The sequence below is a fragment of the Mesorhizobium sp. M2C.T.Ca.TU.002.02.1.1 genome (genome assembly GCF_003997225.1).
This window is the reverse complement of record NZ_RZTO01000068.1, coordinates 1-13,252: the sequence shown is the minus strand read 5'-3', so window position 1 is coordinate 13,252 and position 13,252 is coordinate 1. Positions and strand designations below refer to the sequence as shown.

General features: G+C 62.9%; 13 protein-coding genes. 11 read left to right on the top strand and 2 right to left on the bottom strand.

All coding sequences use genetic code 11. From position 1 onward, the window contains the following. Positions 1-55: 55 nt before the first annotated feature. The 5 genes from EOD07_RS05975 to EOD07_RS05955 all read left to right on the top strand — a co-directional run bounded on the left by EOD07_RS05975 (position 56) and on the right by EOD07_RS05955 (position 3,701). Positions 56-763 carry a nitroreductase family protein gene (locus EOD07_RS05975; RefSeq protein ID WP_245469885.1) on the top strand — a complete coding sequence of 236 codons (708 nt, stop codon included), beginning with the start codon at positions 56-58 and terminating at the stop codon, positions 761-763. A 34-nt stretch (positions 764-797) separates the two neighbouring features. Continuing rightward, a complete protein-coding gene (locus EOD07_RS05970; RefSeq protein WP_041008933.1) occupies positions 798-1,343 on the top strand; it encodes a peroxidase-related enzyme in 546 nt (181 codons plus the stop codon). 42 nt (positions 1,344-1,385) lie between these two features. Beyond that, entirely contained in the window at positions 1,386-2,093 is a 708-nt protein-coding gene (locus EOD07_RS05965) for an NAD(P)H-dependent oxidoreductase (protein ID WP_127234346.1), read from the top strand. A gap of 81 nt (positions 2,094-2,174) precedes the next feature. Next, a complete protein-coding gene (locus EOD07_RS05960; protein WP_127234345.1) occupies positions 2,175-2,711 on the top strand; it encodes a DUF3788 domain-containing protein in 537 nt (178 codons plus the stop codon). Between the two features lie 72 nt (positions 2,712-2,783). Continuing rightward, positions 2,784-3,701, top strand: coding sequence for an NADP-dependent oxidoreductase (locus EOD07_RS05955; RefSeq protein WP_127234344.1), 918 nt, complete (start codon positions 2,784-2,786; stop codon positions 3,699-3,701). Positions 3,702-3,768: 67 nt separating this feature from the next. Here the strand turns inward: EOD07_RS05955 and EOD07_RS05950 are convergent, their stop codons facing one another. Continuing rightward, the gene (locus EOD07_RS05950; protein WP_127234343.1) at positions 3,769-4,680 is read right to left on the bottom strand and encodes a LysR substrate-binding domain-containing protein; all 912 of its coding nucleotides are present in this window, start codon (positions 4,678-4,680) and stop codon (positions 3,769-3,771) included. 219 nt (positions 4,681-4,899) lie between these two features. Here EOD07_RS05950 and EOD07_RS05945 point away from each other — a divergent pair, with 219 nt between their 5' ends. Next, complete coding sequence (locus EOD07_RS05945) at positions 4,900-5,652, top strand: sulfite exporter TauE/SafE family protein (protein ID WP_127234342.1); 753 nt, start codon at positions 4,900-4,902, stop codon at positions 5,650-5,652. A 144-nt stretch (positions 5,653-5,796) separates the two neighbouring features. Then, positions 5,797-6,333, top strand: a complete 537-nt coding sequence (locus tag EOD07_RS05940) for a peroxiredoxin-like family protein (RefSeq protein WP_127234341.1) — start codon at positions 5,797-5,799, stop codon at positions 6,331-6,333. Between the two features lie 133 nt (positions 6,334-6,466). Here EOD07_RS05940 and EOD07_RS05935 read toward each other — a convergent pair whose 3' ends face one another. Then, the gene (locus tag EOD07_RS05935) at positions 6,467-7,879 is read right to left on the bottom strand and encodes an XRE family transcriptional regulator (protein ID WP_127234340.1); all 1,413 of its coding nucleotides are present in this window, start codon (positions 7,877-7,879) and stop codon (positions 6,467-6,469) included. 248 nt (positions 7,880-8,127) lie between these two features. Here EOD07_RS05935 and EOD07_RS05930 point away from each other — a divergent pair, with 248 nt between their 5' ends. The 4 genes from EOD07_RS05930 to scpA form a co-directional block, all read left to right on the top strand. Beyond that, positions 8,128-9,660 (top strand): acyl-CoA carboxylase subunit beta, encoded by a 1,533-nt coding sequence (locus tag EOD07_RS05930; protein WP_127234339.1) that lies wholly within the window; start codon positions 8,128-8,130, stop codon positions 9,658-9,660. A 6-nt stretch (positions 9,661-9,666) separates the two neighbouring features. Further along, positions 9,667-9,879 carry a hypothetical protein gene (locus EOD07_RS05925; protein WP_127234338.1) on the top strand — a complete coding sequence of 71 codons (213 nt, stop codon included), beginning with the start codon at positions 9,667-9,669 and terminating at the stop codon, positions 9,877-9,879. Next, positions 9,879-11,882 (top strand): acetyl/propionyl/methylcrotonyl-CoA carboxylase subunit alpha, encoded by a 2,004-nt coding sequence (locus EOD07_RS05920; protein ID WP_127234337.1) that lies wholly within the window; start codon positions 9,879-9,881, stop codon positions 11,880-11,882. Before EOD07_RS05925 ends, EOD07_RS05920 begins: the two co-directional genes overlap by 1 nt. Further along, positions 11,882-13,252, top strand: a 1,371-nt coding sequence (gene scpA / locus EOD07_RS05915) for a methylmalonyl-CoA mutase (RefSeq protein ID WP_127234336.1), incomplete at its 3' end; no start/stop codon positions are given. The genes EOD07_RS05920 and scpA, both read left to right, overlap by 1 nt.

Below are 13,252 nucleotides of genomic sequence, written 5' to 3'. Positions count from 1 at the left end.
TATCATTCCTGCCCGTAAATTGGCTTCCGTAATCACTTGATAAGGGAGCCATCCAATGAACTGCATCAGCGCCGCCACCGCCGGAACCGCGACCCGCATAGCCGCCGAGATTTTCGGGGAGACCGGGAAGAGCGAAAACGCTTTCGCGACCAACGCCGTCATCGAAACCATCCTGAGCCGCAGCGCCGCCAAGTACTACGACGCTACCGCCACCCTGAGCGACGACCAGATCCGCGACCTGGTGCGTATCGGCACGTCCGCGCCAACTTCCTTCCACCTGCAGAACTGGCGCTTCATCGCCGTACGCTCGCCTGAAGCCAAGGCAAGGCTGCGTCCGATCGCCTGGAATCAACCCGCGATCACCGATGCCGCGGTGACCTTCATCATCATCGGCCAGCTTGCCGATGCCAGCACCGTTCCCGACCGTCTGGCGCCCGTGGTGGAAGCGGGCATCATGCCGGCGCGTCTGGTGCCGGACTGGGAAATCCCCGCTCGTGGTCTGTATGACAACCAGCCGCAGCGTCAGCGCGACGAGGCCGTGCGCTCCGCGACCTTCGGCGCCGCGGCGATCATCTACGCGGCCCGTTCGCTGGGCCTGGGTTCGACGCCGATGATCGGCTTCGACGCCGAGGCCGTGCACTGCGAGTTCGGCCTGGCCGAGGACGAAGTGCCGGTCATGCTGCTGACCGTCGGGCCGGAGCGGGCCGGCAACTGGCCGCAGAAGCCGCGCCTGCCTGTGGCCGATGTCCTGGACTTCGCATAATCCTCAATTATTTCAGAAGCTTATGGAGATCACGATGGCGAGAACCGCTGCTCTGAAACCGGAACAGGTGCCGGCCGAATCCAAACCGACGCTCGACGCTTTCACCAGGAATATCGGTTTCACACCCAATATGATGGCGGCCTTCGCGCAGAGCCCGATCGCGTTCAACGCCTGGGCCACTCTGCTCGGCTCGCTGAGCAAGGCCCTGGACGTGAAGACGCGTGACAGTATCGGCCTCGCGGTCTCCGAAGTGAACGGTTGCAACTATTGCCTCACGGTTCACAGCTTCACGGCCGAGCATATGGCCAAGTTGCCGGCGGATGACGTCATTCTCGCTCGCAAGGGTCGGGCCAGGGACCCGAAGCGGGACGCGGCCCTGCAATTCGCGCGCAAGGTCATCGAGACCCGGGGGCACGTCAGTGATGCCGACCTGCAAGCGGTTCGCCGGGTTGGCTACACGGATGCGAACATCATCGAGATCGTCGCGTTGGTGGCGATGTACTCCCTGACCAACTTCTTCAACAACGTGTTCGATCACGAGAAGGACTTTCCAGCCGTGATGCCGGCCGGCTCGATCTAGCTCGGTCCTGTCGCAACCTCGTGAAGCCATTGGAACAGTCACATGAACATTCTTCATATCGATGTCAGTCCGCGACAGGAATCGCATAGCCGCCAGCTTTCGGCGGCGATCGTCGAAAGGCTCCTTGAGGTTATGCCCGGGGCGAGCATCAGTCGGCGTGATTTGGGAGCGGATCCGTTGCCTCACACCGCGGCCGACTACGCATTTGTGCTGTCGACGCCGGCCACGTTGGCGGCGCCTCCAAAGGGCGCCGTGGATGTTTCCGAGGCGCTCATTCGGGAAGTCGAGACGGCCGATGTGATTGTCATCGGAACGCCGATGTACAACTTCACCATTCCCTCGATCCTCAAGGCCTGGATCGACCAGATCCTGCGCGTCGGTCGCACGATGAAGTCGACACCGGCCGGAAAGGTGGGAATGCTCCGGGATCGTCCGGTGTTTATCGGCGTCGCTTCCGGTGGCGTTTTCTCCGGCGAGCGAGCGAACCAACCCGATTTTCTCACGCCGTATCTCTCGCTGGCGCTGAACTCCATTGGGCTGAAGACCCTGCAATTCCTCTCGGTGCAGGCCACCGCGTTTCTTGACGGGGACAAGGCCGCATTGGCGAGGGAGAAGGCCTTGGCGGCGATCGATCTGACGGTCGTGCGAGAGCTTCGAGGCGTCGATGGTTGGCCTGCAGTGCTCGCAAGCGCCCGTAGACCGTATCGCGGTGTCCGCCCTGCCCTGAGGCGGGTCGCGCCGGCATTCTGAGGCGCGCCCCGCAAACTCTTGGCACGCCCGCATCTGAACCCTCCGGCGTCCGCCGGACTATGAACACGAGGTCTTTTGACGATGTCACCTACCCGCACCAGAGCAACAGCCGCTGATGGCGGTACGCCTCCCCAGATCGGCGACAGGATCACCGACAAATCAGCGCCACCCGACGACGGCGCCGTCCGCGAATGGATCGGACCGGAGGCGTTCGAGCGCTGGGCCGAGCTGCGAAGCTGGATAGACGAATCCTACCCTGGGGTTTTCACGCCGGACTGGCTCTACGGCGGCAAGAACCGCGGTTGGTCCTTGCGCTACAAGAAGACCAAGGCGCTCTGCACCTTGGTGCCGGAATACCGGCGGTTTTCGGCTGTCGTGGTCATGGGTGGAGCAGAACGAGAGAAGTTCGAGCAGCGGCGTTATGTGTGGCGCCCGCGACTGGTCAAGCTCTACGATGAAGCCAAGACATACATCGACGGAAAATGGCTGACGATTGCCATCGCATCGGCAGATGATCTGCATGATGTGACGGAGCTTCTGACGATGAAGCGCCCGCCGTCGTCGGCATCACGCGGCAATTCGACATCAAGTCCGTCGCGGAAGGCGTCGAACCGATAGCCAACCGCGTGAGAGATCGAAAAGACCTCCCACGCTCGCAATTTACCTCGAACGAACAAGGAGACAATTCCCATGAAAGCAATCGTTGTGACGGACCAGACTGCGGGACCAGCCGGAATGAAGCTGGTGGAGCGGCCCGAGCCGCAAGCCGCGATAAACGACGTCGTCGTTCAGGTTCACGCGGCGGGATTCGTCAACACCGAACTGGAGTGGCCCTCGACCTGGGCGGATCGGGCCTTCCGTGACCGGACGCCGTCGATCCTCGGCCATGAATTGGCCGGCGTGGTCACCGCGCTTGGCTACGGCACCACGGGGCTGTCGATCGGCCAACGGGTGTTCGGCCTGTCGGACTGGCATCGCGACGGCACGCTCGCCGAGTATGTCGCCATGGAGGCACGCAACCTTGCGCCGCTGCCCGGCGATGTCGACTTCACCGTGGGCGCGAGTTTGCCGATCTCGGGCCTCACCGCATGGCAGGGCCTGTTCCAGCATGGCCGCCTTCAGGCGGGACAGAGCGTGCTGGCGCATGGCGCGGCCGGCGCCGTCGGTTCGGTCGTGACGCAGCTTGCGCGGGAAGCCGGCGCCTATGTCATCGGCACCGGACGCGCCGCCGACCGCCAGAAGGCTCTCGACTTCGGTGCAAATGAATTCGTCGACCTCGGGAACGACACCCTGGAGGACGTCGGCGGCGTCGACCTGGTGTTCGACGTCATCGGCGGCGACATCCAGAAGCGGTCCGCAGCGCTGGTCCGGGCCGGAGGAACGCTGGTGACCGTCGTCGCGCCGACGGATGTTCGACCCGCCGACGGCCTGACGATCGACTTCGTCGTCGAGGCCGATCGCGCCCAGCTATCCGAGATAGTCCAGCGGGTACGGGACGGAAGACTGCGGCCGAACATCGGCAAGGTGTCATCTCTCGACGATGCCGTCGCAACCTTCAATTCGACCGAGCGGCGCGCGGGGAAGACCGTCATCCGCGTCCGTCCGTAAAACTTGGAGGAGCTTGGGGGGAGAGGGGCTGTCCTCTCTCCCCGGTTATCATCTTAGAGGTAGCGACCTACGGCTCCATAAGCTGTTGCGCCAGCAGGCCGGCGTGCGGCGTGAGCGCAGAGAAGTCATGCGCACAAAGATGAAGCTGCCTGAGCGCCCAGGGGTCTTGCAGTGGAACAATTGCCAAGCCGAGGCGAGTCAAGTCTTGGGTGGAAGCCTCTGACAAAATCGCGATCCCGACACCGGACTTGACCAGCATCGCGACGTGCTCAATCCGTCTGAATTGAATGCGGTAGTAAATCTGGCGACCCAGGCGGGCCGCACGTTCTCCCAGATGAGCCTCCAGCGCAGCGTCGGACAGGCCAACGAACGGCTCCCCCACGACGTCCGCAAAGGCTACCGATCGTTGGTCGCTGATGCGATGCGTTTCACTCATCACAACGACGAGCTGGTCCTGCGCAATAACGCGAGTCTGCAACGCCGCCAGATCGGCGATGTCGGCTACAACTCCTAGATCAGCACGACCTTCCGCGATGGTCAGAGCAATCTCGTTGCTTGGCCGCTCACTGAGATCAATGGAAAGGTCCGGGTAAGCAACCAGGAATCGGCAGAGCCGATGCGGTAGAAAAGCAGCCAATCCAGCCGTGTTGGACAAGAGCCTGATGCGCCCTTTTAGACCAGTGCCGTAGGTGCGCAGTTCCCCGCGCATCTGCTCCACCTGGTTTAGGATCAAACGGGCATGGCGAACCAGGGCATCACCGGCCGCGGTCGTCGTGACCCCCCGCCTATTTCGTTCCAGGAGCTGCGCGCCAAGCGAAGATTCCATTCCGGAAATGCGTTCGCTCACTGAAGCGAGAGCCAGATTCATGATCTCGGAGCCCTTGGTGAGGCTGCCTTGCTCCACGACGGCCAGGAACAACCGCATATCCGTCAAATCGAAGCGCAAGGCTTTCCCTTCGGTTTTGCCGAATTTTCCCATCGGGAACTACCAATTGTGACGTTTGACTCGCTCGTTTACACCTGTCTGCGCGCGACGTCAGGTTCCCTGATTTTAGACGACAATGCAAGGGGTTGGTGCGGTTGACGCCGAGACGGGCGCCGATTCGTCCGTCGCTGGCCGAGTCATAAACTGCGCGCGGGTGCCATCGGTCGAAACGAAGCCATCGAGTGCAACACGTCCAGGTCGAGTAAGCCGAAAATGACCGATTACTTCCCACCGCACCTCCTGATTGTCGTGTTGACATTCTTCCTCGCCGGGATCGTCAAGGGCGTGGCTGGGATGGGCCTGCCGACCGTCGCTATGGGTATCCTCGGCGCGATTATGTCGCCGGTCAGCGCAGCCTCGCTGCTGGTCATTCCATCCTTTGTCACCAATCTTTGGCAGTTGCTCACCGGGCCGGATTGTCTGGCGCTGACAAAAAGATTCTCGCTGATGATGCTCGGCATCGTGGTTGGCACACTCGCCGGCACATGGCTTCTGACGAGCGTCGATACAGAATATGCAAGCGTTGGATTGGGCTCCGCCTTAATTCTCTATGCGGTACACGGCCTGTGGGCGAAGCCATTGTCGATTCCCGCGCGTCGTGAGCGCTTGCTGTCGCCTGTCATTGGGTTGGCAACCGGAGCAATCAACGGGGCAACTGGGGTTTTCACACTTCCCGCCGTTCCCTACCTCCAGGCCCTCGGCCTTTCCAAAGATAATCTTATCCAGGCATTGGGACTGTCGTTCACGGTCTCGACAATAGCGCTTGCGGCGGGTTTGGCTCGTGGCGGAGCTTTCCATCTTGGAAATGTGACTTTGTCCGCGCTCGCGGTCATTCCCTCGTTGCTGGGCATGTGGGTCGGAACAGCGGTCCGCGAGCGCATAAGCGCCGCAATCTTTCGACGCTCGTTCCTTATTCTCCTAGCAATTCTTGGCCTCGAACTGGCCGTTCACCCATTCTTCCTCTGAGACGGATGACGATGCGCCAGATCGTAAATCCATCCGTTCCATCAGATTCCAAAAGGGGCGCTGCCCGGCAATCAACTGCCGGCTTCAACGAACTTTCTTCCAATCAAAAGCGACACCTCACCTGACCTCCGCGAAGGAATTGCCATGATCATACCACGCCGGAAGGCCCCAGAGCTGATCATCGAAACTCTTGACCACGGGCGCTTTAACCTTGCTATGGAAAAACCAGAGCGCCTGACTCTCGTCTGCTTTTATCGGGGTCTGCACTGCCCTGTTTGCACAAATTACCTGAAGGAGTTGGAGCGCCTGACACCTGCTTTTGCCCAGCGCGGCGTCGAGACGATCGCCGTCAGCTCGGACGGGGAAGCGCGGGCGCGCCAGATGGCGGAAAAGATCGCGGCGAAGAACCTGCGAGTTGGCTACGGTCTGGAATTAAGCGCAGCCCGCGAATGGGGTCTCTACATCTCCGCCTCGCGGGGCAAAAGCTCAATCGACATAGAAGAGCCGCCCATGTTCTCGGAGCCTGGTGTTTTTCTGATCAGACCAGACCAGACGATCTACTACCTCTCGGTGCAGTCGATGCCGTTCGTTCGACCAAATTTCGGTGAAATGCTGCAAGCCGTCGATTACATCATCAAAACTGACTACCCGGCGAGAGGCGAATACGCAGGGCCGGTCTGAACGCGTCTGAAGGACGCGCGGAAGGACATGACGACGCGATTACGACTGGCGCTTCGAAGATCGGCTGCGGCGTAACTTTGACACGCTTCATGCCGGCATTCCTGCAGTGTCACGGTTCGCGCACCGCAGCGCTCTAAACGATCGAGTATGGCAGGACGGCTCGCGAGTCCGGGTCGATGCTCAGCCGCCGCTTGAGTGGCGGTACGGCACGCTGGCCGCAATTGATCCGCTCGCAGATGCGGCACGAGATTCCGATAGGCTGGAAGGCCGCTCGGCCCGACAGGCTGAGGCCGTCGGCATAGACGAAGTCATTGGCGTGAGAGACTTCGCAGCCCAGCGCGATCGCATAGCGCCGTTGTGGCGCGGCAAATCCGCCGCTGCGCTTGGAAATCTCGGTTGCGATCGACAAATAGCGGGTTCCGTCCGGCATCTCGGCGAGCTGACGCACAAATCGGCCAGGGGTCTCGAAGGCCTCGTAGGCGTTCCACAATGGGCAGGCTGCGCCATAGCGGGCAAACTGCAATTTTGCGGCGCTGTGGCGCTTGGTGATGTTGCCGGCCCTGTCGATGCGGGCGAAGAAGACGGGCACGCCCTTCTGCCCCGGTCGCTGCAAGGTGGAGAGCCGGTGCGCCACCTGTTCGAGACTGGCGCCGAAGCGCGCCGCCAGCAATTCTATGTCGTGCCGCACTTCCTTCGCCGCGGCGAGAAAGCGTCCGTAGGGAAGCACCAGCGCTCCGGCAAAATAGTTTCGCAATCCGATGCGGCAGATGTCGCCCGCTTCCGTCGTTCGGAAACCGGCGCGCGCGATGATCGTGTCGACCTCTTTGCGCCGCTCCAGCGCGGCGATCTGGAAAGCGAGCTGGAAGGCGCGCGAAGCGCTATCCAGATAAGGACTGAGATAGAGCACCTTGGCCTTGCCGTCGTAGCGGCGCAACACCTCGCTGCCGTCGTCCGAATTGGCGACGCGCACGCCGTGCCGCTTCTCCAGGTGCTCCGCCATGACGGCGATGCCGTCCTGCTCGCCGATCCGCAGATCGCTCGCGAGGCTCTCGGCGGCCAGGTCCAGATCGCCGATGTAATTGTCGACGAAATGAAAGAAGTCACGCACCTCCTCGTAAGGGGTCGGCTCGGAAAAGCTGTCGGTGCGCACCATCTGGTCGTCGATGCTGGCAAGCTGCTCGCTGTTGCGCCGGTACGCCTGATGGCAGGCGAGCAGCGCATGAGCGAACGCTGGCGCGCTCTGCGCCACCAGCTTCAATTCCTGCGATCCGGGCGACAGCACGTCGAACAGCGGATCGGCCAGCGCCTCGCTGAGCGCCGAGAGCAGGCGGTCGCTGTCGCTGCCGGAAAAGGCCGACAGGTCGACCCGGAACTTCTCGGCCAGCGACAGCAGCACCGAGGCCGAGATGGCGCGCTGATTGTTCTCGATCTGGTTGAGATAGCTGGTCGAAATCCCCAGCCTCTCGGCAAAGACAGCCTGGGTTGCCTTGTTGGCTTCACGCAGCTCGCGGATCTTGCGGCCGATAAAGAGTTTCGAGGGCGCCATTTTTGCAATTTCGCATTTTTCTATTTGCAAAAATGCTTGCATAGCGTTTGCACCTTTTCAACCGTTTTCTCCATCCCGCCCGAGCGCTAGCTGTCTGCCCCGATCCCAGCCGATGGGGAAGACATGACGACAATCGTTTCGACCTTGCGTGCGCCCCATCGGGCCGCGGCGCTCGATATAGTCCCATTACAGGCGGTGCGGTCGTTCGCCCCCGGCAACGCCGGGTTCGACAGGAAGGCACAACGCTGATGCGCGCCGTGCTGGAACAGCTGGAGGCGAGGCGCGTCGAAGCCCGCCTTGGCGGCGGCCAGAAACGCATCGATGCCCAGCATGCGAAGGGCAAGCTGACAGCGCGCGAACGTCTGGACGTGCTCCTCGATGAAGGATCCTTCGAGGAATACGACATGTACGTCACTCACCGGGCGACCGAGTTCGGCATGGCTGCCCAAAAGATCGCCGGCGATGGCGTCGTCACCGGCTGGGGCACGATCAACGGCCGCATGGTCTATGTCTTCAGCCAGGACTTCACCGTGCTCGGCGGCTCGCTGTCGGAGACGCATGCCCGAAAGATCTGCAAGATCATGGACATGGCTGTGAAAAACGGCGCGCCGGTCATCGGCCTCAACGATTCCGGCGGCGCGCGCATTCAGGAAGGCGTGGATTCGCTTGCAGGCTATGCCGACGTCTTCAAGCGCAACGTGGACGCCTCCGGCGTGGTGCCGCAGATATCGGTGATCATGGGGCCATGCGCGGGCGGCGCCGTCTATTCGCCGGCCATGACCGACTTCATTTTCATGGTGCGCGACACCTCCTACATGTTCGTCACCGGCCCGGACGTGGTGAAGACCGTGACCAACGAGATCGTCACGGCGGAGGAGCTCGGCGGCGCCGGCACGCACACGCAAAAATCCTCCGTGGCCGACGGTGCTTTCGAGAACGATGTCGAGGCGCTGGAGGCGATCCGCAGGCTGTTCGACTTCCTGCCGCTCAACAATCGCGACAAGCCGCCGGTCAGGCCGTTTCATGACGACCCGGCGCGCCTCGACATGCGGCTGGACACGCTGGTGCCCGACAGCGCCAACAAACCCTACGATATGAAGGAGCTGATCCTGGCCATCGCCGACGAAGGCGACTTCTTCGATATCCAGGAGGCCTATGCCAGGAACATCATCACCGGCTTCCTGCGGCTCGAAGGCCAGACCGTGGGCGTCGTCGCCAACCAGCCGATGGTGCTGGCGGGATGCCTCGACATCGATTCAAGCCGCAAGGCCGCCCGCTTCGTGCGCTTCTGCGACGCTTTCAACATCCCGCTTCTGACGCTGGTCGACGTGCCCGGCTTCCTGCCCGGCACGAGCCAAGAATATGGCGGCGTGATCAAGCACGGCGCCAAGCTTCTCTTCGCATACGCGCAGGCGACGGTGCCGATGGTGACGCTGATCACGCGCAAGGCCTATGGCGGCGCCTATGACGTGATGGCCTCCAAGCATATCGGCGCCGACGTGAACTATGCCTGGCCGACCGCCGAGATCGCCGTGATGGGGGCCAAGGGCGCGACCGAGATCCTTTATCGCTCGGAACTCGCGGACGCGGGCAAGATCGCGGCGCGGACCAGGGAGTACGAGGCGCGTTTCGCCAATCCGTTCGTGGCGGCCGAACGCGGCTTCATCGACGAGGTGATCATGCCGCATTCGTCGCGCAAGCGCATCGCCCGCGCCTTCGCGGCGCTGCGCGGCAAGAACCTCGAGCCGCGCTGGAAGAAACACGACACCATGCCGCTGTGAGGGTCCATGTGCACGCAGGTCCGGATTGACGGAATTCTCTGTTCGACCCCGCGGCAACTGGCCGCCCGGCTCGGTGCCGAAAGACCCCTCGAATGGGTGGATCACCGTGGCGAGATGGACTGGTGCCTGTGCGTGATTGACGTGCCGAGGACACTGGAGCGTTCGGCGCTGAAATGGACGCGCAAAGACGAGTCGGAAACATTTGTGGTCGAGCGATAATGTTCAGGAAAATCCTCATCGCCAATCGCGGCGAGATCGCCTGTCGCGTCATCCGCACGGCCCGCAAGCTCGGCATAGCGACAGTGGCGGTCTATTCGGATGCCGATCGCGACGCGCTCCATGTGAAGATGGCGGATGAGGCCGTCCATATCGGGCCACCGCCTTCCAACCAATCCTACATCGTCATCAGCAAGATCGTGGACGCGGCGAAGGCCGTTGGCGCCGATGCGGTGCATCCGGGCTACGGCTTCCTGTCGGAGAACGCCAACTTCGCCGATGCGCTGAAGGATGCCGGCATCGCCTTCATCGGCCCGCCTGTGGCGGCGATCGAGGCGATGGGCGACAAGATCACCTCCAAGCGCATCGCCGCCGCTGCCGGCGTCTCCACCGTGCCCGGCCATATGGATCTGATCGAGGACGCCGACGAAGCCGTGCGCATCGCCGCTTCGATTGGCTATCCGGTGATGATCAAGGCCTCCGCCGGCGGCGGCGGCAAGGGCATGCGCATCGCCTGGAGCGACCGCGAGGCGTGCGAGGGATTCCAGTCGTCTAGGAACGAGGCCAGGGCTTCCTTCGGCGACGACCGCATCTTCATCGAGAAATTCGTCACCGAGCCGCGTCATATCGAGATCCAGGTGCTGGGCGACCGGCACGGTAACATCGTCTATCTCGGCGAGCGTGAATGCTCGATCCAGCGGCGCAACCAGAAGGTCATCGAGGAAGCGCCGTCGCCCTTCCTCGACCCGGTCACGCGCAAGGCCATGGGCGAGCAGGCCGTCGCGCTGGCACGTGAGGTCGGCTATTTCTCGGCCGGCACCGTCGAGTTCATCGTCGACGGCAGGAAGAATTTCTACTTCCTGGAGATGAACACGCGTCTTCAGGTCGAGCATCCGGTGACCGAACTGGTCACCGGCCTCGATCTCGTCGAGGAGATGATCCGGGTCGCCGCCGGCGAAAGGCTGCGCTTTGGCCAGGAGGATGTGAAGCTGAATGGCTGGGCGATCGAAAGCCGGCTCTATGCCGAGGATCCGTACCGCAATTTCCTGCCCTCCATCGGGCGCCTGACGCGCTACCGGCCGCCGGTCGAGGGGCCGCGCGAGGACGGCACGATCCTGCGCAACGACACCGGCGTGTTCGAGGGCGGCGAGATCTCGATGTATTACGATCCGATGATCGCCAAGCTCTGCGCCTGGGCGCCGGACCGCAGCGGAGCGATCGATGCTATGGCGCATGCGCTCGACGATTTCGAGGTGGAAGGCATCGGTCACAACCTTCCGTTCCTGTCGGCGGTGATGGGACAGCCGCGCTTCCGCGAGGGCCGGCTGACCACGGCCTACATCCAGGAAGAGTTTCCGGACGGTTTTCTGGGCGTCGAGCCGGACGATGCACAGGCGCGCCTGCTGGCGGCCGTCGCCGCCTTCGTCAATGCCAGGATCGTTCGCCGGTCGGCGCGGATTTCGGGCGCTCTCGCCAATCATCCGCGCAGCATCGGCAAGGACTGGGTCGCGACGGTGGCCGATCGCGAATTCGCGCTCGCCATCGTCGAGAGCGAGGACGGCGAGGTCATCGCCTTCGCCGACGGGCCGAGCTTCGCGGTGTCGAGCGATTGGCTGCCGGGCGACAGCCATGCGGCCTTCGTCGTGAACGGTGAAGCGGCGGGCGTGAAGGTGGCGCTCAACGGCTCCGGCTTGCGGCTGCGCTGGCGGGGCATCGACGTCATCGCATTTGTACGCTCGCCGCGTGTGGCCGAGCTTGCCCGGCTGATGCCGGTGAAGACGCCGCCCGACACCTCGAAGATGCTGCTGTGCCCGATGCCGGGCGTCATCACTTCGCTCGCGGTGCAGGTGGGCGACACGGTCGAGGCCGGACAAACGCTTGCGACCGTGGAGGCGATGAAAATGGAAAACGTGCTGCGCGCCGAGCGCCGGGCAGTGGTCAAGGCGATCGCGGCGAGAGCCGGCGCAAGCCTTGCGGTCGACGAATTGATCATGGAGTTCGAGTGATGGCCGACGAACTCGAGCAGTGGCGCGCCCTGGCCGAGCGGGAGCTCAAGGCCGACCCGGACATGCTTACCTGGCGCACCCCTGAAGGCATCGCGGTCAAGCCCCTCTACACGGCACGGGATCTCGAGGGGAACGACTATCTCGGCGGCCTGCCGGGGCAAAAACCGTTCCTGCGCGGCCCGCGCGCAACCATGTATGCCGGTCGCCCCTGGACCATCCGGCAATATGCCGGCTTCTCGACGGCGGAAGCCTCCAACGCCTTCTACCGCAAGGCGCTTGCCGCCGGCCAACAGGGCGTGTCGGTCGCCTTCGACCTTGCCACCCATCGCGGCTACGACAGCGACCACCCGCGTGTCGAGGGCGATGTCGGCAAGGCGGGCGTCGCGATCGATTCCGTCGAGGACATGAAGATCCTGTTCGACGGCATCCCGCTCGACAAGGTTTCGGTATCGATGACCATGAACGGCGCGGTGATCCCGATCCTCGCCAGCTTCATCGTCGCGGGCGAGGAGCAGGGCGTGCCGCGCGCGCAGCTCTCGGGCACGATCCAGAACGACATCCTCAAGGAGTTCATGGTCCGCAACACCTACATCTACCCGCCCGAGCCCTCGATGCGGATCGTCGCCGACATCATCGAATTCACGGCGAGGGAGATGCCGAAATTCAACTCGATCTCGATCTCCGGTTATCACATGCAGGAGGCCGGGGCGACGCTGGTGCAGGAGCTCGCCTTCACGCTCGCCGACGGGCGCGAATATGTCCGCGCGGCGCTGAAGAAAGGGCTCGATGTCGACGACTTCGCCGGCCGGCTGTCCTTCTTCTTCGCCATCGGCATGAACTTCTTCATGGAGGCGGCCAAGCTACGCGCGGCCAGGCTGCTATGGACCCGGATCATGGAGGAGTTCCAGCCGAAGAAGGCCTCCTCGTTCATGCTGCGCACGCACTGCCAGACATCCGGCGTGTCGCTGCAGGAGCAGGATCCCTACAACAACATCGTGCGCACCGCCTTCGAGGCGATGAGCGCGGTGCTGGGCGGCACGCAGAGCCTGCACACCAATTCCTTCGACGAGGCGATCGCGCTGCCGACCGAGTTCTCGGCCCGCATCGCGCGCAACACGCAGTTGATCCTCCAGCACGAGACGGGCGTGACCAGGGTGGTCGATCCGCTGGCCGGCTCCTACTACGTCGAGAGCCTGACCAAGGAACTGGCCGATGCCGCCTGGACGCTGATCGAGGAGGTCGAGGCCATGGGCGGCATGACCAAGGCCGTCCATGAGGGACTGCCGAAGCGCATGATCGAGGAAGCCGCGACCCGCAGGCAGGCGGCGATCGACCGCGCCGACGAGGTGATCGTCGGCGTCAATCGCTAC